The 26,892-nt window shown below is 44.4% G+C and carries 20 protein-coding genes and 8 pseudogenes; 11 read left to right on the forward strand and 17 right to left on the reverse strand.

Annotated features, from left to right (window positions below):
• Positions 1-2 precede the first annotated feature (2 nt).
• Complete coding sequence (rluD, locus tag V6N89_RS14045) at positions 3-986, reverse strand: 23S rRNA pseudouridine(1911/1915/1917) synthase RluD (protein ID WP_346992835.1); 984 nt, start codon at positions 984-986, stop codon at positions 3-5.
• Positions 987-1,171: 185 nt separating this feature from the next.
• On the opposite strand from rluD, the gene V6N89_RS14050 reads away from it, so the two are divergent.
• The gene (locus V6N89_RS14050; protein WP_338518118.1) at positions 1,172-1,936 is read left to right on the forward strand and encodes an outer membrane protein assembly factor BamD; all 765 of its coding nucleotides are present in this window, start codon (positions 1,172-1,174) and stop codon (positions 1,934-1,936) included.
• 58 nt (positions 1,937-1,994) lie between these two features.
• Here the strand turns inward: V6N89_RS14050 and V6N89_RS14055 are convergent.
• From V6N89_RS14055 to V6N89_RS14065, 3 genes and pseudogenes are all read right to left on the reverse strand, one after another.
• Positions 1,995-2,736 (reverse strand): annotated as a pseudogene (locus tag V6N89_RS14055) (cupin domain-containing protein).
• Positions 2,729-3,340 (reverse strand): sigma-70 family RNA polymerase sigma factor, encoded by a 612-nt coding sequence (locus V6N89_RS14060; RefSeq protein ID WP_338518119.1) that lies wholly within the window; start codon positions 3,338-3,340, stop codon positions 2,729-2,731. Before V6N89_RS14060 ends, V6N89_RS14055 begins: the two are co-directional and overlap by 8 nt.
• A 123-nt stretch (positions 3,341-3,463) precedes the next feature.
• Positions 3,464-4,039 carry an LON peptidase substrate-binding domain-containing protein gene (locus V6N89_RS14065; RefSeq protein ID WP_338518120.1) on the reverse strand — a complete coding sequence of 192 codons (576 nt, stop codon included), beginning with the start codon at positions 4,037-4,039 and terminating at the stop codon, positions 3,464-3,466.
• 273 nt (positions 4,040-4,312) lie between these two features.
• Between V6N89_RS14065 and V6N89_RS14070 the strand changes: the two genes are divergently transcribed.
• The 5 genes from V6N89_RS14070 to V6N89_RS14090 are packed head-to-tail and all read left to right on the forward strand — an operon-like array spanning position 4,313 to position 8,733.
• Entirely contained in the window at positions 4,313-4,744 is a 432-nt protein-coding gene (locus tag V6N89_RS14070; protein ID WP_338518121.1) for a nuclear transport factor 2 family protein, read from the forward strand.
• On the forward strand, positions 4,741-5,460 hold the full coding sequence (locus tag V6N89_RS14075; RefSeq protein WP_338518122.1) for an SDR family NAD(P)-dependent oxidoreductase: 720 nt from the start codon (positions 4,741-4,743) through the stop codon (positions 5,458-5,460). Before V6N89_RS14070 ends, V6N89_RS14075 begins: the two co-directional genes overlap by 4 nt.
• 11 nt (positions 5,461-5,471) lie before the next feature.
• A complete protein-coding gene (locus V6N89_RS14080) occupies positions 5,472-6,737 on the forward strand; it encodes an NAD(P)/FAD-dependent oxidoreductase (RefSeq protein WP_338518123.1) in 1,266 nt (421 codons plus the stop codon).
• Positions 6,734-7,477, forward strand: coding sequence for a DUF1365 domain-containing protein (locus V6N89_RS14085; RefSeq protein ID WP_338518124.1), 744 nt, complete (start codon positions 6,734-6,736; stop codon positions 7,475-7,477). Before V6N89_RS14080 ends, V6N89_RS14085 begins: the two co-directional genes overlap by 4 nt.
• 2 nt (positions 7,478-7,479) lie before the next feature.
• Complete coding sequence (locus V6N89_RS14090) at positions 7,480-8,733, forward strand: cyclopropane-fatty-acyl-phospholipid synthase family protein (RefSeq protein ID WP_346992836.1); 1,254 nt, start codon at positions 7,480-7,482, stop codon at positions 8,731-8,733.
• A gap of 85 nt (positions 8,734-8,818) precedes the next feature.
• Here V6N89_RS14090 and V6N89_RS14095 read toward each other — a convergent pair whose 3' ends face one another.
• Both V6N89_RS14095 and pomA read right to left on the reverse strand, forming a co-directional pair.
• A complete protein-coding gene (locus V6N89_RS14095; protein ID WP_338518125.1) occupies positions 8,819-9,748 on the reverse strand; it encodes a flagellar motor protein MotB in 930 nt (309 codons plus the stop codon).
• Positions 9,748-10,509: a flagellar motor protein PomA gene (gene pomA / locus V6N89_RS14100; protein WP_338518126.1), complete on the reverse strand. Its 762-nt coding sequence runs from the start codon at positions 10,507-10,509 to the stop codon at positions 9,748-9,750. The genes V6N89_RS14095 and pomA overlap by 1 nt, the downstream gene beginning before the upstream one ends.
• Before the next feature lie 408 nt (positions 10,510-10,917).
• On the opposite strand from pomA, the gene xseB reads away from it, so the two are divergent.
• From xseB to dxs, 3 genes and pseudogenes are all read left to right on the forward strand, one after another.
• Complete coding sequence (gene xseB, locus V6N89_RS14105; protein WP_338518127.1) at positions 10,918-11,160, forward strand: exodeoxyribonuclease VII small subunit; 243 nt, start codon at positions 10,918-10,920, stop codon at positions 11,158-11,160.
• Positions 11,161-11,189: 29 nt separating this feature from the next.
• Entirely contained in the window at positions 11,190-12,080 is an 891-nt protein-coding gene (locus tag V6N89_RS14110) for a farnesyl diphosphate synthase (protein WP_346992837.1), read from the forward strand.
• Between the two features lie 32 nt (positions 12,081-12,112).
• Positions 12,113-13,991 (forward strand): annotated as a pseudogene (gene dxs, locus V6N89_RS14115) (1-deoxy-D-xylulose-5-phosphate synthase).
• Between the two features lie 49 nt (positions 13,992-14,040).
• Here the strand turns inward: dxs and V6N89_RS14120 are convergent.
• The 10 genes and pseudogenes from V6N89_RS14120 to lpxD all read right to left on the reverse strand — a co-directional run bounded on the left by V6N89_RS14120 (position 14,041) and on the right by lpxD (position 22,821).
• Entirely contained in the window at positions 14,041-14,541 is a 501-nt protein-coding gene (locus V6N89_RS14120; RefSeq protein WP_338518128.1) for a phosphatidylglycerophosphatase A family protein, read from the reverse strand.
• 68 nt (positions 14,542-14,609) lie between these two features.
• Positions 14,610-15,577 (reverse strand): annotated as a pseudogene (gene thiL / locus V6N89_RS14125) (thiamine-phosphate kinase).
• 48 nt (positions 15,578-15,625) lie between these two features.
• The gene (nusB, locus tag V6N89_RS14130; RefSeq protein WP_014979773.1) at positions 15,626-16,048 is read right to left on the reverse strand and encodes a transcription antitermination factor NusB; all 423 of its coding nucleotides are present in this window, start codon (positions 16,046-16,048) and stop codon (positions 15,626-15,628) included.
• A gap of 12 nt (positions 16,049-16,060) precedes the next feature.
• A pseudogene (ribH, locus tag V6N89_RS14135) lies at positions 16,061-16,535 on the reverse strand (6,7-dimethyl-8-ribityllumazine synthase).
• A gap of 281 nt (positions 16,536-16,816) precedes the next feature.
• Positions 16,817-17,916 (reverse strand): annotated as a pseudogene (gene ribBA / locus V6N89_RS14140) (bifunctional 3,4-dihydroxy-2-butanone-4-phosphate synthase/GTP cyclohydrolase II).
• 20 nt (positions 17,917-17,936) lie between these two features.
• On the reverse strand, positions 17,937-18,599 hold the full coding sequence (locus V6N89_RS14145; protein WP_338518129.1) for a riboflavin synthase: 663 nt from the start codon (positions 18,597-18,599) through the stop codon (positions 17,937-17,939).
• 20 nt (positions 18,600-18,619) lie between these two features.
• Positions 18,620-19,759, reverse strand: coding sequence for a bifunctional diaminohydroxyphosphoribosylaminopyrimidine deaminase/5-amino-6-(5-phosphoribosylamino)uracil reductase RibD (ribD, locus tag V6N89_RS14150; protein ID WP_338518130.1), 1,140 nt, complete (start codon positions 19,757-19,759; stop codon positions 18,620-18,622).
• Positions 19,760-19,787: 28 nt separating this feature from the next.
• Entirely contained in the window at positions 19,788-20,237 is a 450-nt protein-coding gene (gene nrdR / locus V6N89_RS14155) for a transcriptional regulator NrdR (RefSeq protein WP_338518131.1), read from the reverse strand.
• Positions 20,238-20,320: 83 nt separating this feature from the next.
• Positions 20,321-21,578 (reverse strand): annotated as a pseudogene (glyA, locus tag V6N89_RS14160) (serine hydroxymethyltransferase).
• 212 nt (positions 21,579-21,790) lie between these two features.
• Positions 21,791-22,821: pseudogene (gene lpxD / locus V6N89_RS14165) on the reverse strand (UDP-3-O-(3-hydroxymyristoyl)glucosamine N-acyltransferase).
• A 332-nt stretch (positions 22,822-23,153) separates the two neighbouring features.
• On the opposite strand from lpxD, the gene ettA reads away from it, so the two are divergent.
• Both ettA and V6N89_RS14175 read left to right on the forward strand, forming a co-directional pair.
• Positions 23,154-24,821 (forward strand): energy-dependent translational throttle protein EttA, encoded by a 1,668-nt coding sequence (gene ettA, locus V6N89_RS14170; RefSeq protein ID WP_346992838.1) that lies wholly within the window; start codon positions 23,154-23,156, stop codon positions 24,819-24,821.
• Positions 24,822-24,950: 129 nt separating this feature from the next.
• The gene (locus tag V6N89_RS14175) at positions 24,951-25,358 is read left to right on the forward strand and encodes a PilZ domain-containing protein (protein WP_338518133.1); all 408 of its coding nucleotides are present in this window, start codon (positions 24,951-24,953) and stop codon (positions 25,356-25,358) included.
• Positions 25,359-25,377: 19 nt separating this feature from the next.
• Here the strand turns inward: V6N89_RS14175 and radA are convergent.
• Positions 25,378-26,746, reverse strand: a pseudogene (gene radA, locus V6N89_RS14180) (DNA repair protein RadA).
• Between the last annotated feature and the right edge of the window lie 146 nt (positions 26,747-26,892).

Below are 26,892 nucleotides of genomic sequence, written 5' to 3' on the forward strand. Positions count from 1 at the left end.
TATTACAACATGTCCTGGGGATTATCCTCAGTATCTTTCTTCACTGCTTTTAGCAATTTTTGCATATCTTCAGGCAGAGGTGCCTTCCAGGTCATCCACTCTTCAGTTTCAGGATGAAACAGTGATAGTTGTGCAGCATGAAGCGCTTGTCTCTGGAACCCTCTCAGTGTCCCTATGAACTCTTCTGATGCGCCTTTCGGTAAGCGTGGACGACCACCATAAACTTGGTCACCTAACAATGGGTGTTTGATATGCGCCATGTGCACACGTATTTGGTGGGTTCGGCCTGTTTCTAGCTTCAAACGTAAGTGCGTATAAGCTCGGAATTTTTCAATAACACGATAGTGAGTAACAGTCAGTTTGCCCATTTCACGAACGGCCATATGAGTACGTTTTGTTGCATGTCTTCCAATAGGGGCATCAACAATACCACCAGCAACCATGGTTCCCAACGCCACCGCTTCATATTCACGACTCATTTCTCGACGTTGCAACTGGTCCACTAGATGAGTTTGGGCAGGCACTGTTTTGGCCACTACCATTAAACCTGTCGTATCTTTATCAAGTCTATGAACGATACCAGCACGGGGGACTTTGTCGATTTCTGGAACATGATTTAACAACGCGTTTAGTACTGTCCCACTAGGGTTGCCAGCGCCAGGATGCACAACAAGGTCAGACGGCTTATTGATGACTAAAATATGATCGTCTTCGTAAACGATATTTAAAGCAATGTCTTGTGCTTCACTGGTTACTTGAACATCCATCTCAGCCTTTACTGTTACCACTTCGTCCATCTCCATTTTATGGCGTGGTACTGTAATGACTTCCCCGTTTACCGCTACATTACCTTCTTGAATCCAAGTTTTTAACTTAGAACGCGAATATTCCGGGAACAAATCAGCTAAAACTTGATCTAAGCGTAAACCAAAATGCGCAGCTTCCGTTGAAGCTTCTAATTGTATTGTGTTGAGTGACTGTGTCATAACACCATTGTTAACGTCTAAAAAAGAGTATTATAACAAGTATTCACGCTGTACACTGCCTTGTTTACGTTTTTGTATGGTTTTTCTCACCGTTAGTGCGTTAGAATGCAATTAAAGTGTTGTTGTTTAACACGTGAGCTTAGACAGCGAAGTATTAAACTGTTTAGCAGGAATCTAGAATTATTATGAAATCATTTCGTTTACTCGCACCAGTATTGTTAGGTGCAGTGATATCTGTCACAGGCTGCAGCTCTTCAGATAATGAAGAAAAAGCAGTTTTAGCGAACATGGGCGCGCAGCAACTCTACGACAGCGCCAAACAAAGCATGGAAGTGGGCAATTTCACAGCCGCTTCACAAACACTGAGTGCGTTGGATTCACGCTATCCTTTCGGTCCTTTGTCGCATCAAGTTCAGCTTGATATGATTTATAGCTACTATAAGTCAGGAAAAATTGATGAAACATTGGCGACCATAGATAGATTCATCAGGCTAAATCCTAATCACTCTGACGTGGATTATGCGTTTTATATGCGCGGCTTAACCAACATGGAATCTGATAGCAATCTGTTCCAAGAACTGATGAATATTGATCGAACAGACAGAGATCCAAGTAAATCACGTCAAGCCTTTGAAGATTTTCGTCGCCTTATCCAACAGTACCCAGACAGCAAGTACGCTGCGGACGCCAAACAACGTATGGTCTACATCAAGGACCGTTTGGCGCGTTATGAAATTGCCATTGCGCGTTTTTACATGAGAAGACAAGCGTACGTTGCAGCAGCTAATCGCGGTCGCTACGTTATCGAGCACTTTCCAAATACAACCCAAGTTCAACAAGCGCTTGAAATCATGGTATCAAGCTACGAACAATTGGGACTTGATGAACTAAGAGAAAACGCACTGAAAACACTGAGACTTAATTATCCAGAAAGCGAATTCTTAAGTTAGTATCTAGAATAAAAAACGCACTTTTAAGTGCGTTTTTTGTTTCAGTATATTCTATGCGTTATCTGAAAAACAAATGACTGAAGGGGTTTAGCAGCCTTGCAAGACCCGATGTGAAATGAAGTGGTTGATCTACGATACTAAAAACCAAACACCCTTCTTTTGTATCGGCGCGAGGTGTATGCGTTTTTTCACCGTCCATGAAAATGAAGTCGCTAGGTGTCATAGTGATTTAAACCGTCACTAAATTCACCATCGATAACTAAGGTGTATTCTGTGCCGCGATGGGTATGCTCTGGTACGCTTCCACCTTGTGCCATATAGATAAAGTTAGCTACGCCCTGATTTCCTAAATCTACAGGCGCCTGCCACAACTTCCCTACCAAGCTGGACCACCCGCCAGTTTTTTTCGTGTACCTGTGTAGTGTCGACGGTAATTCGAATCTACGACCGTCAAGCTCTATCGACGTAACGTCTTTTGCTTGAACACCCACTTTATTTATAGGGCGCTCAAATAACCTATTGTCGTCTTCAATACTTCCTTGGATTAGCTCAGAGGTACTATTTTTAGAAGGCGAGCTCGTAATATTAGCTAACATGTCGCCAAAGACCATTTGGCTATCTGCGCTTGACGGCGCACTACTTAGTAATTCTTCAGCCAACGCCTCTGTTTCCAGCTCGACACGAAGACGACATTTTTCACACATGTCGCAGTGTGCAGCAACCATCAAAGAGATTGCAGGAGAAAGACTTCCCTCGACAAATTCACTCAATTGTTGATGCGTTGGATGAAACTTAATCATTGTCGCTTAGCATTACCTTAAGACGCTGAAGTGCAAGACGAGTGCGTGATTTAACCGTTCCAAGCGGAATCAGCAGCTCATCAGCCACCTCCTGTTGAGATTTTCCGTCAATATATATTGCTTCTACTACCGCTTTTTGTTTTAAAGGCAGTGACTCAAATAAATGACCAATTTGTTCAAGTGTTACTTGCTCATCAAGTGACGTTTCGTTTTGGTCTGGCGTTTGTTCACAAAGAACAGGCCACAGGTCATCAGAACACACATCTTCTTTTCTATTCTGTAACTTTCTTAGCATATCAAAACGGATGTTACGCGCAATCGTGAAGATCCATGTCGAAGGTGAACCTTTCTCAGCGTTGAACAAATGCGCTTTTTGCCACACGTTCGACATTGTGTCTTGAACCAGTTCCATCGCTAAAGCCTCATTGCCCATTTGCTTCAGTGCATAAGAGCGCAGCCGTGGAGCGAAGTAATTGAATACGCTAGCGAATGACCGTTTGCATCTGTCATTAGCAACCGCTACAAGATAATCAGACATTTCAGTTGCACATTCTTTAGGTTTGATTGTGCTGTTACTTTGTTCCAGTGGAATTCCAACTAACATACTTATCGTCCGCCTTTCTGTTTTGGTATTGTCATTCTACGGTGAAATGGCTTTGATTGTTCGCTATATTCAATTACGTTTTTGTAATGCTCGAATTTTTGCAGTTATTTAACTTGACACACTCTAAGCAATTAGAGCAGACAAATAGTGCAACAAGCCAGTACATTCTTTCTGTGCTAAGAAATGTTGCTTTTGAGCGCCGTCTACAGGTAATAGTTCTAACCATCTATTTAACACCCAGTTCGGGCAATCAAATTTAGGCGCATCATACAATAGAGCTAATTCTTCGTAATCACTGAATATCTCTTTCAGCCTCTCGTCCATAGGTGCGAGTTGTTGAGGCGCTAATGCACAATCCCATTGTGCTATAGATTGACAGCTACCTGTCCGCAAACCGTCTTTCTCGGTTTTAATATCTGACACTTCAACTAGCTGAGAACCAGCAACCTTTATGCCAAGCAGGCCGTCATCCAACATATCGAAATCAATAACGCTCGCCATCGTACCTATTTTATGAATGTGCTCATTCTTATCTTTGTCACCGTTTGCGTTAAGCATACACATGACAAAGCCTTTGTTTTCGGCGCATGCTTCTTTAACCATCCTTAAATACCGCGGCTCAAAAATACGCAACGCCATACGCCCCTCCGGTAAAAGATGGGCAGACAATGGAAATAATGGAAAACGTTCTTCAGTCATAAAATTCACTTCCGATTACACATACCTGCTTACGAAAGTGAGTACGTATTGGATCGAATGTGAAAAATTTTCACACTTAATCACTGACACAATTGATCTCTGGGGCTAATAAACTTGTAAATGAAAAGACTAGAAAAAATGAAATAGTCAAATCAAAGACTTGCGAGAAGAGCAAAAAAACATCACTCTTGAAAAAAAAGCAACACTGGTTTTCCGTTCTATGGGTGAAACATTAAATTTTTTGTTTTTTTACGTAGGTGAAGGAAGTCTGCAATGAATGTAATCAGTCGCTTTTGTAAAATTTACACGGATATCTGTCAAATCTCACCAGATGACTTAGCCACTATCTATGCTGATAACGTGCTATTTATTGACCCGATTACAACACATCACGGGCTTAATGAAGTAAAGGACTATTTTGATAACCTTCTTATACAAGCAAAAAGCTGCAAATTCGATATTGCACATGTGCTTTGTTGTGAATCAAATGACTCAAAGGTTACACATGTCGTAAATTGGACGATGGCACTAACCCTTAATAAAGGTGACAAGCTCATCACATTAGATGGGACAACACAGTTAGGCGTTAAAGATGACATCATTGTCTATCATAAAGATTATTACGATGTGGGCGAAATGGTATACGAGCACGTACCTCTGTTAGGTTTTGTGATTAAAAAGATAAAAGGAAGGCTCGCCTCGTGAAGACAATTTTAATAACTGGCGCAACATCCGGTATTGGAAAAGCACTAGCTGAACATGCGGCGAGTAGCAACTATAACGTAATTGCATGTGGACGAAATAAAGACGCATTATCAAGCCTCGCCGAGCACCCTAATATCGAGGCCTGTCAATTTGACGTAACCGAACTTGAAGAAACACGCCAAGCGTTGCGATCACTAGAATTCGATATTGCGGTACTAAATGCAGGGACCTGCGAGTATGTCGATGTCGATGATTTTGAGCCAGAGATGTTTCGACGCGTTTTCGAACCTAATTTTTTTGGCGTAGTAAACTGCGTAGACGCCTTAATTCCTAAACTGAAACGAGGCGACAAACTTGTTATCGTCGACAGCATGGCGCGGCTTCTTCCCTTCACCCGCTCTCAGGCATATGGAGCGAGCAAAGCTGCACTGCACTATTTTACCAAATCACTTGAGGTCGACTTACACGACAAAGGCATTCACGTGCAGGCGGTTTCGCCGGGTTTTGTTGAGACGCCTTTAACAGATAAGAACGATTTCGAGATGCCGATGAAGATAACGTCTTCCGAAGCTGCTGAGTCCATGCTCAAAGGAATAGAAAGTAATAAACAAACCGTTTTCTTTCCTCGCGTATTTGGATTGATTTTACGGTTCATGAATATTCTGCCAACACCCATCAAGAAACGGTTGTCTTTGGCAATGAGAGAAGAAAAATAAGAGACAATTTAATGACAAAAAAAATAGCAATTGTTGGAACAGGTGTATCAGGTTTAACGTGTGCATACTTGCTCAACAGAAATCATGATATAACCGTTTATGAAGCTAATGACTATATCGGCGGTCACACGGCGACTAAGCAAATTGAAGATGACGGGCAAACACATCACATAGATACAGGTTTTATAGTTTTTAATGATTGGACCTACCCTAATTTCATCAAACTTATCACAAAGCTAGGCGTAGATTTTCAACCGACCGAAATGAGTTTTTCGGTTACAAGTAAACCTGCAAACTTAGAATACAATGGCAATAATCTAAACAGCCTTTTTGCCCAGAGACGTAATATTCTGCGCCCGCGTTTTTGGCGGATAGTCAGGGATATACTAAAATTCAATAGAGCTTGTAAGCAAATGGTTGCAGATAATAAAGATACCTCTACGCTCACCCTGCAGGATGTCATTGAAGAATTGAAGTTAAGCGATGACTTCGCACGCTATTATATTCTTCCGATGTGCGCCGCTATATGGTCAAGCAGCCTCGAACAAACACGACGTTTCCCGCTCACATTCTTCCTTCAATTTTTCAATAATCATGGACTACTCAACATTACTGACCGCCCTCAGTGGTACACCATTAAAGGAGGTTCTAGCCAGTATATCGAACCATTAATCGCGGATTTCAAGACGAAGATTAAGCTATCCTGCGGTGTAGTGTCTGTCGTAAAGCAGGAACAACAATGGAAGGTTGTCGATTCGCAAAACAACTCTGCTTTGTTTGATGAGGTAGTGTTTGCATGCCATAGCGACCAGGCGCTCAAAATGATTGACGCACCTTCTGATGCGCACAAAACGGTACTCGGAAATATTCCCTATGCGAGCAATGATGTGGTAATGCATAAAGATGTCGGTCAATTGCCAAAGCGAAAACTAGCGTGGGCAAGCTGGAATTATCGGTTAAAAGAGGATACTAGCGAGGAAATGCGCCCGGCCTCCGTCACCTACAACATGAATATATTGCAGCGTCTGAATGTTCCTAATACCTATTGTGTGACATTAAATAATACCGATGAAATTACGCCAGCGAGTATTTTAGGGCGATACGACTATGCTCATCCACAATACAGCGCAGAAATGGTTGCTGCACAACAACAACGCAGCAAAATTTGCGGTGTGGATAATCTACATTTTTGCGGTGCTTATTGGTACAACGGTTTTCATGAAGATGGTGTTCGCAGTGCACTAGACGTTTGCGAGCGGTTTGGTGAATCCCTGTGATAGAGAGTGCTATCTACAAAGGCAAAGTCTACCATGAGCGATTTAAGCCCACTCAACATAAATTCGATTACGACATTTATCTGTTTTGGTTAAAACTCACAGATGGAGAAATGGCGGAGCTAGACGCCTCATTGTCACATTTCTCTATCGGTAAAAAAGCAAGAGTACGTTTTAAACGAAGCGATTACTTAGGTCCTCAAAACTGCTCATTGTCAGACGCCGTTCTCAAAAAAATGAAAAGCCTAAATAATGGTGTCGCGCTTACTGGTGACGTCTTTATGTTGGGCCAATTACGTATGTGGGGCATGTACTTTAGTCCCGTGAATTTTTATTACCTTCGCAACAACGAAGGGCACTTCACACACATGCTGGCCGAGGTCAGCAATACGCCATGGAACGAACGTCATCACTACCTGGTTGATTTAGCGATACAAGCTGAGACGCCAAAAACGTTTCACGTGTCACCTTTCAACCCCATGGATATGACATATAAATGGCGAATTTCGCAGCCAAATAATAGACTATCATTGGCAATGGACTGCGTGCGAAGTGACAAAGAATTTAGTGCTGGCATCAACTTAACTAAAATTAAGCTAGATAATACAAATCTATCCGATGTCATGAAACGTATACCAAGTATGACAATAAAAACAGTGGTTGGGATATACTGGCAAGCGCTCAAATTATTCCTTAAGCGAACTCCACTGTATTCACACCCAGAAAAAAGTCAGGAACAATAAAAATGTCTTTCGGTGAATCTGTACTACTAACGACTTCAGAGGTTTCATTTGTTGATAAGACCTGTAGAACACTATTCCTACAATGTCTGAAACACCTTCCACATGGCAGCCTTACAATCCAAGAGTGTGGCGATGTGATTGCGCAATTCGGCAATAAACATGACGAGTTAGCCGCAACTGTTAATATTAAGGATGTGAGCGCTTATAGACGCCTTTTACTCGGCGGCAGTGTGGGTGCTTATGAAGCGTTTATGGATGACTTATGGGATAGCGATGATGTGACAGCTGTAGTGCGCATCTTCGCGAGGAACCTCCCTACCCTTGACGAGTGGGAAAGTAAATTTAAGTGGCTATCAATGCCAATCAACAAATTACAACACTTCACTCGACGCAATACTCGAGATCAAGCGAAAAAGAACATTGAAGCGCATTATGATTTAGGTAATAAGCTCTACACACGCTTTCTAGACCCAACCATGATGTATTCATCAGCTATCTATCCAGACGTCAACAGCACGCTTAATGAGGCGCAAAACTATAAGCTGAAAAGCATTTGTGACAAGCTTCAGTTGAAGGAGTCAGATCATCTCATAGAAATTGGTACAGGCTGGGGTGGACTTGCCGTTTATGCAGCGAAGCATTATGGGTGTAAAGTAACGACGACGACTATTTCTGAAGAGCAATACGCTTGGGCTCAGTCGTGGATTGCTCGAGAGGGGTTGTCAGAGAAAGTTACACTACTCAAAAATGACTACCGACTTCTCGAGGGACAGTTTGACAAACTGGTATCTATTGAAATGATCGAGGCGGTGGGCAAACAGTTTTTAGGTAATTTCTTTGAAAAGTGCTCGTCGTTATTAAAAGACAACGGCTTGATGTTATTACAGTCAATCACCATCGATGACCGTCGCTACGACAGTTACGCCAATAGCGTTGACTTTATACAGAAATATATTTTCCCAGGTGGCTTTTTACCCTCCCAATACCAACTTAATGCGCACCTCAAAAAGCATACAGACATGATGATCAGAGACCTTCATGACATAGGTATTGATTACGCAAAAACCCTTAATCATTGGTATGAAGCGTTTGTATCTGCAAAAGACGAGCTAATGAAGGATGGGTATGATGAACGATTTATGAGAATGTGGACGTACTACCTAAAATATTGTGAAGGTGGTTTTCTAGAGCGCACCATTAGCACTGTCCAATTGGTGATCTCCAAACCGCATTACAGAGCCCTTCCAACTCGCTAGAGCTTTAGCACAACAGAGTATTTCTAAACTAAAAAAGGCGCCAATCATCAACGATCGCGCCTTTTTTTGTGTTGTAAGAAAAGGATTACTCTTCAACGACAGATATGGGTTTGGACAACATGGGCTTACCCTGATTAATATTTATCTCTACCCGTCGATTTTTCGCCCTGTCCACAGCGGTAGTAGCGTTTTCGACAACGGGATTAGTATCCGCTTTCCCCACTACAGACATTCGGCTTTCATCAAAACCTGGGGCTGTACGCATCGCCTCAGCTACCGCTACAGCCCTTTGTGAAGAAAGGTCCCAGTTAGAGCGATACAGCTCATTCGCGATGTGTTGCCCATCACTATGCCCAGATATTTCAATTTCGCCGGGAACGTCAGCCAATAGCACACCTATTTTTCTCAAAATAGGTTGAAATTGGGGCTGAAGAAATGCGGACCCCGCTGAAAAAGAACCATTTTCTTGAATGCGAATAGTAATTTGTTGTCCAAGCGACTCTAACTCTATTGAACCATCTAATATTTGTTTTTGCAGTTGCTGTGCAATCTTTTTCATTAACTCAGCGTTTTGGGATTGGTCAGAACTTTGCTCAGCAGAAGATGCAGACTCATTTGCAGTTTGTTGCGACTGACCTCCCCTTTGTTCTCCCCGCTGTTTTTGACGGCCTCCTGCAGAGTCCTCATCACCCGCTTGAAACTCAAGCATCTGCTGGGTCATTTCAATGGTTTGTTGTTGGATTGACTCTATGGGTGTGGGGTCAGGCTTGCCTGGCCTAAACTCCATTGCGATAACGCTAGTACCTTTCGGTATATCCTTAACTTCAATCTTGTTCTGTACGCCGAATGCGAATTTCATTGACCCCGCTATTTGTTTAAACTTGAGCACGTCCATTTCGGAAAAAGACAGCAACAGTACAAAGAAGCACATAAGCAGAGACATTAGGTCTGCGAATGTTCCCATCCAAGCGGGTAGCCCTTCGGGGGGGCATTTTGGGCATTCTTCTTCGGCCATTATTCTTCCTCGGCAGCGCCTCGTTTACTGGCAGCAAGATAGTTTTTCAGTACGCCTTCGATAACGCGAGGGTTCTGGCCATCAGCAATGCCGACAATGCCATCAAGCACTAGACTTTGATTAAGCTTTTCTTCCCCTGCACGTACAGCAAGCTTAAACGCAATTGGCAAACACACTACGTTTGCAAAGAAAGCACCATAGAGCGTGGTTAGAAGTGCCACAGCCATCGCAGGACCGATTGCTTTAGGGTCGTCCATATTTGATAGCATCGCTACCAAACCAATCAGGGTACCAATCATGCCCATCGCTGGCGCAACATCTCCCATACCCTTGAAGATTGAAGCACCAAAGTCGTGTCGCTCACTGGTCATCGATATATCCTTAGACAGTGTTTCTCGAACTACTTCTATATCGTGACCATCAACTAACATGTCTACGCCTTTTTGCATAAACTCATTGGATATTTCTGCTTCTTCTAACGCTAGAAAGCCACCTTTACGAGCCGCATCCGCCATCTCTACAATTTTTTCAATAAGCTCTTCGGGCGACTCAATTTTGAACATAAACGCCTTACCCGCCACTTTCCCCGCGCCGAAAAACTGGCCAAGCGTGAACTGAGACAAAACAACGAATAAGGTTCCACCGAAAACGATAAGTATTGATTGCACGTCTATAAACATGCTCATGCTGCCGCCCAGAATCATAGCCATAACTATGAAACCAATGGCGCCCAACATACCTATGACGGTTGCTAAATCCACTCACTCTTCCTCATTTATGTGCAGACAGTGCTATTGATGTACATGTATTCTATCGGCAAAGTGTTAAAATTCTAAAACAACATTATTGAAAAATATCACATTTATTCAAGCGTGACATTAGACCCTCATGGCCTTCGCCACACTGATTCGCCTCTTTCACGACTATAGCATACAAACATGATGACGCTTCTTTGCGTTTATGTTTGATGTAAATGCCAACAAGCTAGTTGATTTTCTATATTAACCAATGCCAGGCCCCAGAAGCGCGTTTGAAACGCGTAAAATGTGTGCCAACAAGGCCTACTAGCATGAGTTATGAGCAATATACGGACAAACCATTTGACCCTTTTGCACCCCTCGGTTAATGTGCGCGTACATGTATTTTGATGACCACATTGAGTGATTTTTATGACGAATGAAAAAGATGCTCCTTCATTTGAAGAGACGCTATCCGAATTAGAAAGCATCGTAAATGAAATGGAAAATGGTGATTTACCACTCAATAAAGCATTAGAAAAGTTTGAGCGTGGTATCGCGCTTTCTCGCCAAGGTCAACAGTCGCTAGAAAGTGCTGAGCAAAAAGTGAAAATACTCCTCAGTGAACATGGCAATGATACATTAAAAACACTCCCTGAAAGTGAACAGCCCTAACGCATTCATTTTTGAATAACAGGTACCCTATGAATTTTTCTGTTTTGCATCAGCAAATAAAGCAACAAACTGATGCATCGCTTCTTATGCTGATTGATAACCTGCCTAATTACGCTCCGCGTTTAAAAGACGCGATGCGACATGCATTGCTTGCTGGCGGCAAGCGCATGCGTCCACTACTGGTACAAGTAGTCGGCAATACGCTTGATGTACCAAAGAAAGACCAAATGGCAATTAGCATGGCAATAGAGTGCATTCATGCCTACTCATTGGTGCACGATGACTTACCGGCGATGGACGATGATGATCTCAGAAGAGGCATGCCTACGTGTCATATTGCATTCGACGAGGCCACAGCAATACTTGCTGGTGATGCTTTACAAGCATTAGCCTTTAGTGTTTTGGCTGACGCTGAACTCAGCGAGTTCGCCCAAACGAAGCGTTCTGCGCTCCTGTCTGTTCTGGCCAAGAATGCTGGATATGCAGGTATGTGTGGCGGACAAGCCATTGACTTGGCAAGCACTGGTAAAGCGATATCTCTTGACGAGCTTAGACGTCTTCACACTCTAAAAATAGGTGCATTGTTGAAAGCTTGCGTGGAAATGATCACCATAGCAAGTGAAGGGTTATCCGAACAAACTAAGGACGACCTAATGGCCTTCGCAGCGGATATAGGACTGGCATTTCAAGTTCAAGACGATATTCTTGACGTTGAAGGGAGCAGCGAACAACTCGGCAAACCAGCTGGTTCTGATCAAGCGCTAGGCAAAAATACCTTTCCGGCCAAGTTGGGCCTTGGCGGTGCAAAAAAAGAGTTAGAATTACTTCACAATAATGCACTTCAAGCCTTGTCGCGTTTACCCTACAATACAGATAGTTTAATTGCGTTTAGCGAGCTTTTGGTAAAACGTGACCATTAGCCACGCGCCATGTTGAAAAAGATAATAAGTACATGAGTTTAGATCTCCAACATTACCCAACGCTTGCGCTTGCGCAAACGCCAGAGGCTTTAAGACAGCTACCACAAGAAAAGTTACGCGAGCTATCTGACGAGTTACGTGAATACTTACTTACCTGTGTAAGCCAAACCAGTGGGCATTTCGCCTCAGGTTTGGGGACGGTTGAACTTACAGTCGCACTGCATTACGTCTATAACACGCCTTTCGACCGTCTGTTATGGGATGTTGGCCATCAAGCTTATCCACACAAAATCCTTACGGGACGAGCTGAACGCATGAGTACCATCCGTCAAAAAGACGGTCTACATCCGTTTCCTTGGCCGCCTGAAAGCGATTATGACACATTTGCCGTTGGACATTCGTCGACATCTATTAGTGCTGCGCTAGGAATGGCTGTTGCCGCAGAAAAAGAAGGCAAAGATCGCAAAGTCGTTGCTGTTATTGGCGATGGCGCAATGACTGCGGGTATGGCATTTGAAGCGCTTAACCATGCGGGCGATATTAAAAAAGACATGGTTGTAGTACTAAACGACAACGAGATGTCGATTTCGGAAAATGTCGGCGCTTTAAACAGTCACCTTGCACGCTTACTTACTGGCAACTTTTTCAATTCTATCCGTGACGGTGGTAAAAAGCTGTTGAGCAACGTACCGCCTATTAAGGAGTTCGCTAGTCGCGCCGAAGAGCATCTCAAAGGTATGGTGGTTCCCGGCACTATCTTTGAAGAGCTGGGCTTTAATTACATAGGCCCTATCGATGGGCACGACGTTAATGCCGTGGTCGATACACTTCGCAATATGCGTAAATTTGAAGGTCCTCAACTTTTACACGTGGTAACTAAAAAAGGTAAAGGCTACGCAGTAGCGGAAGAAGACCCCATTAAGTTCCACGCCGTACCTAAGTTCAACCCGGCTGACAATGCGCTACCAAAATCAAAGCCTTCTGCACCTACCTACTCGGCAATTTTTGGAAAGTGGTTATGTGATATGGCTGCGCAAGACCCCAAATTAATGGCAGTTACGCTTAGCCATGCGAGAAGGCTCTGGTATGGTTGAGTTTTCACAACGTTTTCCAGAACAATATTTTGATGTTGCAATAGCAGAGCAACACGCCGTGACGTTCGGTGCAGGTCTTGCGAAAGATGGAATGAACGCGGTTGTCGCCATTTATTCATCATTTTTACAACGCGCATACGACCAACTTATCCATGATGTCGCTATTCAGGACCTTCCAGTACTGTTCGCGATAGACAGAGCAGGTATTGTTGGTGCTGACGGCCCGACGCATCAAGGCGCATTTGATATCGCGTTCCTACGCTGTATACCGAATATGGTAGTAATGGCACCTTCAGATGAAAATGAATGTCGCCAGATGCTTTATACTGGCCATAAGCTTCAAAAGCCTGCTGCTGTGCGTTATCCGCGTGGTGCTGGTATGGGTATAACGCCAGATGAAACGATGACAATGCTAGAAATCGGTAAGTCTCGTACCTGCAGAACATCATCAAAAGAAAAGGCTGAAAGTATTGCCATCTTGAACTTTGGATGTTTGCTTCCTTATGCGTTAGAAGCAGCAGAAGCCATAGATGCTACTGTTATTGATATGCGTTTTGTCAAACCGTTAGATGGTGACGCTGTATTAAAGGCGGCAGAAGAGCACAACGCAATCATTACTCTGGAGGACGGTTGTATTATGGGCGGTGCTGGAAGCGCTGTACTTGAGCACCTGCAACAAAATGGCGTATTAAAAGTCGTCAAAATGCTTGGCTTGCCAGACAGTTTTATTTTGCAAGGAACACAGCAAGAGATGTACAAAGAGCATGGTCTTGATGCTGAAGGTATTATCAAAGCAGCAGACGCGCTAACTTCGTAGCCCGTTCACTCTCAATAACACATAAAAAAGCCCGCTTCAGCGGGCTTTTTTATAGAACTTGTAGTATAGCAGGCCAAAAACTCATCAAAAGATGCAAGCAACCACAGGCCATAGCACCAGCAATCAAATCGTCTAACATAATGCCCGTGCCACCGTGTAAGCGCTTATCGATGATACCGATTGGCCAAGGCTTTAAAATATCGAACAACCGAAACAAAACAAAACCAAATAGCAGCGAGGATAGCGAAATAGGTACAAATAAGAACGTGACGAACATACCCGCTATTTCATCCCACACGATGGAACCGTGATCATGAACTTGCATATCGTCAGCTGTTTTTCCACACAAATAAATACCGACAATTGAGAAAATCAGCGTAAGCGCCACAAAAGACACAGTTGATACGTCGGCACATAATACGAGAAAAGGTATAGCCGCGAGTGAGCCAAATGTACCGGGCATAATTGGAACGAGGCCGCTACCAAAACCGAGTGCCAGAAAGTGTATAGGGTTTTTCATACTGACTCTGGCGCGATACTCTGCTTGCATATTGATTTCTCTTGTCCTGCTCGCTTTAGTAAGAAACACAGTACCACTAAAGAAAAAAAACTTTAAAATTAGAAACTGTGTTCGTAGCCCGATAAATTATTTGGCGTGTACTTTTCGTTATCTTTAAGCAACGACAATGACCCAGAGTGTCCGGTCAACTGCCCTATACATGTTGCCTTTACATTAGTACTTGCCAATGACGTTTCGAGACTCCCTCTTTGCTCTTCACCAACGGTAAAAATAAGTTCGTAGTCGTCGCCTGCTGATAGTGCATACTCTATGGCTTGCTCTGGAGACACGGCACTGGTGAGCGCCCGAGACAATGGAAGCCTATCAACGTGTACATTTGCACCACAAGCAGATGCCTTTAGAATATGTTCTAAATCAGATAACAACCCATCTGAAACATCAATGCACGACGTTGCTATTCGACGAATAGCAGTACCCACGGCAACGCGAGGTGTTGGAAAGTAATGACGGTTAATTAAGACGTCTCTTGCCTCGCCTGAGACATCGATATTATTTTGTAATATATCAAGCCCCGCGCCTAACATCACCTAACGTACCAGTAACATATACCCAATCACCAGGCTTCGCGCCGCTGCGCGTCAACTCTGAACCTGGAGGAATAAAGCCCTGAGCCGTAATAGTCATAGCCATTGGACCTTTTACGGTGTCACCGCCAATGAGCTGCACAGAATAATACTGAGTTAACTCGTGTAGTCCACTAACAAAATCGTCTAGCCAAGCTTCATTCACTTGTGGTAGCGATAGCGAGAGACTGATCCAAGCCGGTTCTGCTCCCATTGCTGCCAAATCACTTAAGTTTACAGCGACAGTCTTATATGCCACGGACTTGGCAGGAGCTCCCTCTAGAAAGTGCACGCTTAGCGACGAGCGTATCCGTAGTAACGGCGAGTTGTTGATTTTCAGGAACCGTTGTTACAGCACAGTCATCACCGATACCTATAACAACATCTTTACGTTTGTGGCCGCTGTTTGAAAAATAGCGGCCGATAAGATCAAATTCTTTCACGGTAATTTTTAAACCCTTTCAGCGGCAATCCTTGCCGCCATGGTAAGGTTAGTCGCGCTCATCTTTGCGCAATGTGCGCACCGCTTTGTCTAGTGCGCCATTAATGAATTTATGACTTTCTTCGGCACCAAAAGCCTTTGCAAGTTCAATCGCTTCATTAATAATTACGCGATAAGGTACATCGATGCGCTCAGTCAGCTCTAAAGTAGCAATACGAAGAATGGCCTTTTCGATAGCATCTAATTCTTCAGGCAAACGGCCAAGATACGGTTTAATAGTCGCATCAAGATTACTTGCGTTGTGTGCAACACCACGCAATAGAGCTTGGAAATACGCCATATCCACCTTTTGCATGTCATTACTGGTTGCTAATGCCAGTTCAACTTGCTGGATATCGTTGTGACTCATTTGCCATGAATATACACCTTGAAGGGCTAATTCACGGGCTTTGCGACGAGCTGAAACTTTCACTTAATGTTTACCTTAAAGCTTTTCAACAGCATCGATAACGTTAACCATTTCAAGCGCACCTAGTGCAGCTTCTGCACCTTTGTTACCTGCTTTGGTTCCTGAACGTTCGATTGCTTGTTCAATTGAATCTGTTGTGATCACGCCAAATGACACTGGCACACCGTACTCAAGTGATACCTGCGCAAGGCCTTTGTTACATTCGCCCGCTACAAAATCAAAGTGAGGTGTTCCGCCACGAATAACCGCACCTAGTGCAATAATCGCGTCAAATGACTTTTTCTCGGCAATTTTTTGTGCCACTACAGGTAACTCATACGCACCAGGAACACGTACTACCGTGATGTCGTCACTGTTTACTTCACCGTGACGCTCAAGTGTATCTAACGCACCTTCTAATAAGCTTTCTACAACAAAACTATTAAAGCGTGATACTACGATAGCAATCTTTTTACTCTATTGCTCTGATATTACCTTCAATTACCTGCATGGTTTCATTCCTCGAGAAAAAACGGCGCGAAGTATACCACAACTGCGCCTAAACTAAATCGATTGTTTCTGTAACTTCTATTTGTACATTTGACCTAGGCTGATTGCGGGGCAGTAACCTCGGATGTGAACACGCGGTAAATACATCCCTGTACGCTCCGTCATCGCATCCATGCGGTGGAGGGTTCACAACCGAAATTACTCCCCCACTCTGATTCATCCAAAGTTCGTGTCGGGCACGCCCTCTCTGCGCTTTTTACTCCCGCGCTTTAACTAAATACACTAGTCGTGAACGTACTCCACGACTTCAAGGCCGTAACCTGACAAGGCGTGATATTTAATGGGTTTGCTCAACAAACGCATCTTATGTACACCCATCGATGCTAGAATCTGGCTGCCTACACCAATGGTACGAGAAGAGCCTTGCCAGTCTGCACCGGTAGGACGCTCCCCCTATCTTCCGCCGCAAAGCGACGTACTTGATGTTCAATATGTTCCTCTTTACCCAAAAGCACGAGCACACCACCCTCTTCCGATATCTTGCGCATACCATCCGCTAAAGTGAGTGAGCGATGAATACCGCGTGTAGAACCAAGAAGATCACTAAAAGTATTGTGCAAGTGAACGCGCACTAGCGTTGGCTGATCTTCTTTGATTTCGCCTTTCTTCAAGGCAAAGTGTAGTTGATTGTCTATGCTATCTTTGAACGTATGTAGCTCAAAATCGCCGTATTCGGTAGGCATGTTGCATTGGGCAACCTTTTCAATCGTTGTTTCATTGAGGTTTCTATACTCAATAAGGTCAGCGATTGTGCCAATTTTAAGATCGTGCTTTTCGGCAAACTTCTCTAGTTCAGGTCGACGGGCCATGGTGCCATCTTCATTAAGAATCTCGACAATTACGCCCGCTGGCTCTAAACCTGCTAAACGTGGCAAGTCAACGCCTGCTTCGGTATGACCTGCGCGATTGAGTACACCGCCTTCTTTCGCAATAAGCGGAAAAATATGACCCGGCTGAACGATATCTGTAGCCTTAGCGTCTTTTGATACTGCTGCAAGTATAGTCGTCGCTCGGTCAGCAGCAGAGATTCCTGTGGTAACCCCTGTCGCAGCCTCAATCGATACTGTAAAGTTTGTGGAAAATTGTGCTTCGTTTTTATCAACCATCAATGGAAGATTCAACGTACGACAGCGCTCTTGGGTCATTGGCAAACACACAAGGCCTCTAGCATGGGTTACCATAAAGTTTATTGCTTCAGGTGTAACATGCTCTGCCGCCATAATCAGATCGCCTTCATTCTCACGATCTTCGTCGTCCATCAGAATAACCATCTTACCCTGACGAATGTCTTCAATAATTTCTTGTGTAGTGTTAAATGCCATAATTTATGCTTCTTGTGGGGTTATTTTTTTAAAAATCCGTTCTCGGCAAGAAATGCCATATCGATGCCTTTGCTCTTGGGCTCTGCCGCTTTTTCACCCAACATAAGGCGCTCCAAGTAACGTGCAATAACATCAACCTCTAAATTCACCGCAGTACCCACTTTATAGGTGCCCATTATGGTCTCTTTCAAGGTATGCGGAATGATCCACAGCATAAATTCAGAGCCGTTGACCTCATTAACTGTCAAGCTGATGCCGTCGACAGTAATGCTTCCTTTGTGAGCGATATACTTGGCAAGTTCTTCTGGCGCTTTAACCCAAAACTCAATGTAGTCAGCATGCTTTATAATTTGTGTTACCGTGCCAACACCATCAACATGGCCTGAAACAATGTGACCACCAAAGCGGTCAGTTGGACGCATCGCTTTTTCTAAATTGACAGTTGAACCTGCAGAATAATGCGCGAAGCCAGTTAGCTTTATAGTCTCTGCAGACACATCTGCACAGTAAAAGTCATCACCCATATCTGTAACCGTCAGACAGACGCCATTAGTTGCAATACTATCGCCAAGTGCCACATCAGCCATATCCAGTGACGGTGACGACACAGTAAGGCGGATGTCGGTTCCGCGATTATCTAACTTTTGAATCGTACCTAAAGCCTGAATAATTCCGGTAAACATAATTTTCCTCTTTTACGCTGTTAGCGAGCCTCGTGGCTAACATTAGGACGGAAGATAAACTTAATATCGTTGCCGACTTGACGATTTTCAATAAGGGACAGTGAAATAGACTGTTCTAGTGCTGTAAAAGTCGGCAACGTTACCATACTGATGCCTTTATCCCCCAAAAGCTTAGGTGCCTGATAGCAAATTAATTCATCCACTAGACCAGTATGTAACAAGGCTCCTGCCAAACCGGGTCCCGCCTCTACCCACACTTCATTGAACTGTTTATCGCCTAGAGCTTGTATAAGTGCGCTTAAATCAACTTTTCCTTCATTCTGCGGCAATGTTAAGCAGCACTCGTCTTCAGCGGGTGAATGTGAGTTTACTGTCGCAATCAGCGTTTTGTGACCATCACTACGTATTTGATAATCTTCACCTATGACATTTTCACTATCGACAATTACTCGTGTCGGTTGCCTAATATCATCAGTAGGATAATCACTAAAATCAGCTTCGTTTGGCCTAACCAGTAGACTTGGATTGTCGGCTTTTACGGTACCAGACCCGGTTAACACAACGCAGCTTTGCGCTCTGTAGCGCTGCACATCACGCCTTGCTTCAGGCCCTGTTATCCACTGACTAACTCCATTTCCCAACGCTATTTTGCCGTCTAAACTTATCCCCAATTTGACGCGGACAAATGGCCTACCTGTCAGCATACGCTTAATAAAACCTGGGTTTAGCGCTGCTGATTCCGCGGCCATTACGTCACTGACAACCTCAATGCCATTCTCCTGTAAGATTCGGATGCCGTTGCCGCTCACAGTAGGATTAGGATCAGTCATTGCAATGACCACGCGGCTCACTTGAGCCTTTACCAGTGCTTCAGCACATGGTGGCGTTCTACCGTAATGGCTGCATGGTTCTAGTGTGACATATGCGGTAGCTCCGCGAGCTCCCTGTTTTCTGTTGCTAGCAGCTTCGCGTAATGCATGTACCTCGGCGTGGGGCGTTCCGGCTTTTATGTGAAACCCCTGACCGATAAGCGTGTTGTTTTCATCAACAATGACACAGCCTACACGTGGGTTAGGTGACGTAGTAAAACGCCCTTTTTTGGCAAGTTGAATAGCTTTCGCCATCCAATGATAATCGTTCTCTATGACAGCGTGGTCCACTATTTATCCTATGATAAGGTATACCGCTCTAGTCGCCTAAGCGCGCTATTTCTTCTCCAAACTCTCGGATATCTTCAAAGGAGCGGTATACAGAGGCAAAGCGCACATAAGCCACCTTGTCGAGCTCTTTAAGTGCTTTCATGATCAAATTGCCAAGCAACTCGCTTTCAACCTCTCGCTCACCAGTAGCTCTTAGCTCAGATTTCAGCGAAAGAATACATTGCTCGACTTTTTCGGTACTGACAGGGCGCTTCTCGAGCGCGCGTTGTAAACCTGCACGAAGTTTGTCTTCATTGAATGGTTCTCGCGAGCCATCGCGCTTGATGACGCGGGGCATAACTAACTCCGCACCTTCAAATGTAGTAAAGCGCTCGTGGCATACAATACACTCACGACGTCTACGCACTTGATGCCCTTCCGCCACAAGGCGTGAATCAATCACTTTTGTTTCTTGCGCTGAGCAAAAAGGGCAAAACATAGAATTTCCTTAACAATTGCGTACTTAGGTAAGCCTTATGAACAATTTTGCATTACTACCAAAGTACGCAACAAAACACAAACCTATTTATAAACAGGGAATTGTGAGCAAAGCGATACGACTTCGTCTTGAACACGTTTGATAACTGACTCGTCACCCATGTTATCAAGAATATCACAAATCCACGTTGCGACTTGTTTAGCTTGCTCTTCTTTAAAGCCACGACGTGTAATCGCTGGGCTACCAATACGAAGACCACTGGTAACAAAAGGCGAACGGGGGTCGTTCGGTACTGAGTTTTTGTTCACCGTGATGTTCGCTGCACCCAATGCTGCATCAGCATCTTTACCAGTAATGTCTTTATCAATCAGGTCTAACAGGAATAAGTGGTTATCTGTACCGCCAGAAACAATCTTGTAACCGCGCTCAATCATTACCGCTACCATTGCTTTGGCATTTGCAACAACCTGCTGCTGGTACGCTTTAAACTCTGGCTGTAGCGCTTCTTTGAACGCCACTGCTTTTGCTGCAATAACATGGCAAAGAGGTCCACCTTGGTTGCCTGGGAATACCGAGCTATTTAGCTTTTTGTAGATAGTTTCATCGCCGCATGCAGAAAGAATAAGACCGCTACGTGGACCTAGCTAGCGTTTTGTGCGTAGTCGTGGTTACCACATGTGCATGTGGAAGAGGATTAGGGTAAACACCTGCCGCGACTAAACCAGCGACATGCGCCATATCTACGAGTAAAAAAGCGCCAACACTATCAGCGATTTCACGGAATTTAGCCCAATCAACAACGCCAGAGTATGCAGAAAAACCACCAATGATCATTTTTGGTTTGTGCTCTTTGGCTAGCGCTTCCACCTGCGCGTAGTCAATTTCACCCGTTTCATTGTTTAATCCGTATTGAACCGCGTTGTACGTCTTACCTGAGAAGTTCACGTGCGAACCGTGAGTAAGGTGACCACCTTCAGAAAGACTCATACCCAGTACTGTATCGCCTGCATCAAGAAGCGCCATGAATACTGCTGAATTAGCTTGAGAACCCGCATGCGGCTGCACGTTGGCGTATTCTGCACCGAAAAGCTCTTTCGCACGATCGATAGCCAATTGCTCAACGACATCAACGTGTTCACAACCGCCATAGTAGCGTTTGCCCGGATAACCTTCTGCATATTTGTTGGTCAACTGTGAACCCTGCGCTTCCATAACTCGTGGGCTACAGTAGTTTTCAGAGGCAATTAGCTCAATGTGATGTTCTTGACGCTCAACCTCTTTTGCCATTGCATTGGCTAGTTCTGGGTCAAAGTCAGCTATGTTCATTTCGCGAGAAAACATGGGGGCTCCTTAACTGCGGTTTTTATGTGGCGTAAATTAATACTAATCTGCATAAGTGACTGTGTGTGCCAATGACCTATGCAGGTTAGTATTTACGCCGATAGCTCAATTTGAGGCCATATTCTAGTCATTTTCAGCCCCGTGTATACCGCTTTATGACGAAATTAATACAAATGGCGTAGGTTTAACGATATACCTACGCCTTTAACGTATTAGCACTGTTTTTCGAGAGCTTTAACGCGGTCAAATAGGCTTCCAATCTTCTGTAGTCGAACCGCATTTTTACGCCATTCGCGATTGGTTTGTGCCTAAGCTGCCCCGAAGAGTAAACGCCAGATTCTGTAATATCTTGTACGATCATGGTGTACCCGGTGACCTGAACATTATCACAGATGCTGATGTGTCCATTAATACCTACGCCCCCACCGATGATGACGTGTTTACCTATGTGGCAACTCCCTGCAATGCCCGTAGCACCACAGATACACGAATGGTCGCCAATTATGCAGTTGTGCCCAATTTGAACTTGATTATCAATAATGACATTAGTGCCTAGAACTGTATCTTCCATTGCACCACGGTCTATGCTGCTACTCGCCCCAATTTGGCTATCGTCCCCAATACGCACAGAGCCCGTTTGAGGAATCGGCAGCCAAACGCCCTTATCGTTTGCGTAACCAAAACCTGCTGCACCAATTACCGTTTGGCTGTGGACAGTAACGCGCTTTCCAATGATTACGTCATGATAAATAGTTACATTTGGATGAATAGTTGACCCTTCGCCGATATGAGTGCCTTTTCGTACCACGGTGTTAGCACCTATGGACACGCGTGAGCCCAACACCACATTGTCCTCAATAATCACGTTGTGCCCCAACGAAACGTCACTACCTATACGCGCTGATGGTGCTATAACGGCTGACTCAGCCACTCCTGTTGCTACAACAGGAGTGGTATCGAATAACTGCGCAATGCGAGCAAACGCCGCATGAGGATTGGCAACGACGAGAGCTGGCACAGGACTGTCACCCTTTAGGCTTTCATGTAAGATAACAGCGCCCGCCTTTGTATCTTTGAGCTGCGGCTTGTACTTAGGGTTGGTCAGAAAAGAAATCTGGTGCTCAGCAGCTCCTGAAAGCGTTCCGACCGCAGAGATGACTACACCGCCCTCTCCTTCTACTTCGCCACCAACATGGTTAGCAAGTTCTTCCAAACTGTATGTGCGTTTGTTCATAGCAGTCATGCGATTTACCTGTTCGGATGTTTAATTGATATATGGAGCATGCCCATTGCATTTCAATACAACGCTGGCAATCATGCACCTACTTTTGGTGACTAAGTTTACATTAATTCAGCACACGCTCCGACGTTTTAATAGCGCAATTCAACGTAAGTGCGCAAAATAACAGCAAGAATATGGGTAAATGGCGTTAGACTCTGGCACAAACTATAGTGTTACGAGTAGAATACGGCATCATAATTTTTTGATTCGAAGACGCGGGTAAATACCCAACAACCTGATGCGCTTTTCGATTTGACTAACTTTTTATTACCGCTTTCAAGCGAGGATCGAGCATGGCTCAATACGTATACAGTATGCATCGCGTGGGCAAGATTGTTCCACCGAATAGACACATTCTTAAAAACATCTCTCTTAGCTTTTTCCCCGGCGCAAAAATTGGTGTTCTCGGGCTTAACGGCGCGGGTAAATCTACACTACTTCGCATTATGGTAGGTGTTGATACTGACATCGAAGGTGAAGCTCGCCCGCAGCCAGGATTAAAAGTAGGTTATCTTCCACAGGAGCCACAGCTCGATGAAACAAAAGATGTTCGCGGAAACATAGAAGAAGCGGTTGCTGACGTTAAGCATGCACTAACGCGTCTTGATGAAGTATATGCAGCTTATGCAGACCCTGATGCTGATTTTGATGCCTTGGCAAAAGAACAAGGTGAACTAGAAGCAATTATTCAATCTAAGGATGGTCACAACCTAGAAAACGCCCTTGAGCGCGCCGCTGATGCTCTGCGTCTGCCACCATGGGATGCTGACGTAAGTAAGCTTTCTGGGGGCGAACGTCGCCGTGTTGCGCTTTGCCGCCTACTTCTAGAAAAGCCAGAGATGCTGCTACTTGACGAACCGACTAACCACTTAGATGCAGAGTCTGTTGCGTGGTTAGAGCGTTTCTTACATGACTATGAAGGTACCGTGGTAGCTATTACCCACGATAGATACTTCTTAGATAATGTTGCAGGCTGGATCCTTGAGCTTGACCGCGGTGAAGGTATTCCGTGGGAAGGTAACTACTCATCTTGGCTAGAGCAGAAAGAAAATCGTCTTCAGCAAGAAGAGCGTGCAGAAACAGCACGAATGAAGAGTATGAAACAAGAGCTTGAGTGGGTTCGATCTAACCCGAAAGGTCGTCACGCGAAAAGCAAGGCGCGTATGGCTCGCTTTGAAGAACTGTCTACCAGTGACTATCAAAAACGAAATGAAACCAATGAGTTGTTCATTCCACCAGGTGAACGCCTAGGGGATAAAGTTATTGAGGTTTCAAACCTTAAGAAGTCATACGGCGACCGTGTACTCATTGATGACTTATCGTTCAACGTGCCAAAAGGGGCTATCGTCGGTATTGTTGGACCAAACGGTGCGGGTAAATCGACGCTGTTCAGAATGTTAACGGGTGCTGAACAACCAGATTCTGGCAACATCGATTTAGGTGATACCGTTCAAATTGCGGCGGTTGAGCAGTTCCGCGACCATATGAACGAAAACAATACGGTTTGGAAAGAGATTTCTGATGACTCGGACATCATCCGCATTGGCAACTTTGAAATTAACAGCCGCGCGTACTGCAGCAGGTTCAACTTTAAAGGCACAGATCAGCAGAAGTTCATAAAAGACCTATCTGGTGGTGAGCGCAATCGTGTTCACTTGGCCAAGCTATTAAAAGCTGGCGGTAACGTATTGCTTCTGGATGAACCAACCAACGACTTGGATGTTGAAACATTACGAGCGTTAGAAAATGCCCTGTTGGAGTTCCCAGGCTGTGCCATGGTTATATCGCACGACCGTTGGTTCTTAGACCGAGTAGCTACACATATCATGGACTACCGCGACGAAGGTAATATTAACTTCTTCGAAGGCAACTATTCTGATTACGAGAGCTGGCTGAAACAAGAGTTTGGGCAAGACGTTGTTGAACCGCATCGTTTGAAGTATAAGCGCATGTCGAAATAACGAAATAAATTCGTCTTATTTCGCTGCTCTTTTAGTTATCTAAAAGCCCTCTTTTAAGAGGGCTTTTTTATTGCTAACTGCACGTATTTGGCTAATACTGATCGGAAGTAAAGTGAGAGGTAGCAAGGCATGACCGACAAACGGCAATTTCAACGTGTACCATTGAACGTCAACGGCAAGCTTGCGCATGGAAGTACCGAGATTGACGTTTTGGTTAGTGATATATCTTTACAAGGCATCAAGCTTCAAGCAAATGAGCAAGCATTGGGGAATTTGCCTTTTGACAGTCATGAGCCTTATATTGCGAGATTTCAAGCCAATGATGATAGCCCTCTCATTTCGCTGTACATTTCTCAGCTATATCGGCACTCAGACAGTCGCAAAGACGTAGTGTCTTTAGGCTGCAAAGTCGAAAGTATGAGTGTGGAATGTGTAAGCGCACTTCGCCGACTTATCGCATTAAATAGTAAAGACGCAACGATTGACGAAAAAGATCTTAACGCGCTCGTAAACGCGGTTTATCAATCGCCAAGATAAACCGCAATACTCATTATTTTCACTCCAATGCATCCAAGGCTTCTGAGAGCCTCGCGACGGGTATGACCTTCATGCCGTTTATCGCTTGTTTAGGAGCATTCGCTTTAGGCACAATGGCGCGCTTGAATCCGTGCTTAGCAGCTTCAATAATGCGTTCTGTTCCATTTGGCACTGGCCGAATTTCGCTTACCAAACCTACTTCACCAAAAACTATCAAGTCACGCGGTAATGAGCGATTGCGAAAACTCGATATCATAGCAAGCAATAGCGCTAAATCGGCTCCTGTCTCAGCGACTCTTACTCCGCCGACGACATTAACAAACACATCTTGGTCGTTCATTTGAACATTGCCATGCCTGTGTAACACGGCCAACAACATGGATAGTCTGTTCTGATCAAGCCCCACTGCAATGCGACGTGGGTTTGACATTTGTGAGTAATCGACAAGGGCCTGAATCTCAACCAACAAAGGTCTTGTTCCTTCCCAAATCACCATAACACTAGAGCCAGGTGTTTCGTTGTCACCGCGACTTAAAAAGATAGCCGAGGGGTTATTGACTTCCTTCAACCCTTTTTCAGTCATCGCGAAGACACCTAATTCATTCACAGCGCCAAATCGATTTTTGTGGCTGCGAAGAGTACGGTAGCGACCATCGCTTTCACCTTCTAACATCATCGAACTGTCAATACAGTGCTCTAGCACCTTAGGACCTGCAAGATTACCGTCTTTGGTAACGTGACCGACAATAAACATCGCGATGTGATTTTGCTTAGCAAAGCGCGTTAAATACGCTGCGCTTTCCCTCACTTGAGACACGCTGCCTGGTGCAGATTGGACGTCAGAAACATGCATAACTTGGATAGAGTCAATCACCATGATTTTTGGCTTTTTGGTTAACGCTAAATCGCAAATTGTTTCAACGTTAGTTTCTGCCAACATCATTAGCTTGTCGTCAGGCAAATTTAGACGTTTTGCTCGCATCGCGACCTGCTGAAGAGACTCTTCTCCCGTTACATAGAGCGCACTTTCAGTTTGTGCCATTTGACACATGACTTGCAGCAGTAATGTACTTTTCCCTGCACCGGGAGAACCGCCGATTAGCATAGCAGCTCCAGGTACTATTCCACCGCCGAGTACTCTGTCAAGTTCCTTGAAACTCGAGCTGAACCTAGGTAACGATTCTAAGTCAATCGCGTTAAGCGTTTCTATTTTAGCTGCTGTTTGGCTAAGCATATCCTGATGTTGACTGACGCGTGGCCGTTTTGGCACTGGCCACGACAAACTCGCTTATGGTATTCCACGCTTTGCACTCTGAGCATTGCCCCTGCCAACGCGGAAATTCTGCACCGCAGTCAGAACATACATAAGCCGTTTTACGTTTTGCCATATTGCTATTTTATCCGTAGCTCAAAAGGAGTATTCTATCACTAACATCAACGATATAAGTACACTCCTTCAGGCCTTTTTAAACGGATTTATTATCAGGAGTAAAAGTAGGTGTGAACGCCGTTACAATAGTAGCTATTTTGCGGT

The organism is Alteromonas gracilis (genome assembly GCF_036870955.2).
Classification (GTDB): Bacteria; Pseudomonadota; Gammaproteobacteria; order Enterobacterales; family Alteromonadaceae; genus Alteromonas; species Alteromonas gracilis_A.

What these genes read in the sequence shown, in the direction of transcription:
- xseB (WP_338518127.1), top strand. Translation starts at nt 10,918, where the DNA reads ATGACGAATGAAAAAGATGCTCCTTCATTTGAAGAGACGCTATCCGAA.
- V6N89_RS14095 (WP_338518125.1), bottom strand. Translation starts at nt 9,748, where the DNA reads ATGGCCGAAGAAGAATGCCCAAAATGCCCCCCCGAAGGGCTACCCGCT.
- V6N89_RS14120 (WP_338518128.1), bottom strand. Translation starts at nt 14,541, where the DNA reads ATGCAAGCAGAGTATCGCGCCAGAGTCAGTATGAAAAACCCTATACAC.
- V6N89_RS14090 (WP_346992836.1), top strand. Translation starts at nt 7,480, where the DNA reads ATGTCTTTCGGTGAATCTGTACTACTAACGACTTCAGAGGTTTCATTT.
- rluD (WP_346992835.1), bottom strand. Translation starts at nt 986, where the DNA reads ATGACACAGTCACTCAACACAATACAATTAGAAGCTTCAACGGAAGCT.
- V6N89_RS14110 (WP_346992837.1), top strand. Translation starts at nt 11,190, where the DNA reads ATGAATTTTTCTGTTTTGCATCAGCAAATAAAGCAACAAACTGATGCA.
- nrdR (WP_338518131.1), bottom strand. Translation starts at nt 20,237, where the DNA reads ATGTTTTGCCCTTTTTGCTCAGCGCAAGAAACAAAAGTGATTGATTCA.
- V6N89_RS14070 (WP_338518121.1), top strand. Translation starts at nt 4,313, where the DNA reads ATGAATGTAATCAGTCGCTTTTGTAAAATTTACACGGATATCTGTCAA.
- V6N89_RS14060 (WP_338518119.1), bottom strand. Translation starts at nt 3,340, where the DNA reads ATGTTAGTTGGAATTCCACTGGAACAAAGTAACAGCACAATCAAACCT.
- ettA (WP_346992838.1), top strand. Translation starts at nt 23,154, where the DNA reads ATGGCTCAATACGTATACAGTATGCATCGCGTGGGCAAGATTGTTCCA.
- V6N89_RS14050 (WP_338518118.1), top strand. Translation starts at nt 1,172, where the DNA reads ATGAAATCATTTCGTTTACTCGCACCAGTATTGTTAGGTGCAGTGATA.
- V6N89_RS14080 (WP_338518123.1), top strand. Translation starts at nt 5,472, where the DNA reads ATGACAAAAAAAATAGCAATTGTTGGAACAGGTGTATCAGGTTTAACG.
- V6N89_RS14145 (WP_338518129.1), bottom strand. Translation starts at nt 18,599, where the DNA reads ATGTTTACCGGAATTATTCAGGCTTTAGGTACGATTCAAAAGTTAGAT.
- V6N89_RS14175 (WP_338518133.1), top strand. Translation starts at nt 24,951, where the DNA reads ATGACCGACAAACGGCAATTTCAACGTGTACCATTGAACGTCAACGGC.
- V6N89_RS14065 (WP_338518120.1), bottom strand. Translation starts at nt 4,039, where the DNA reads ATGACTGAAGAACGTTTTCCATTATTTCCATTGTCTGCCCATCTTTTA.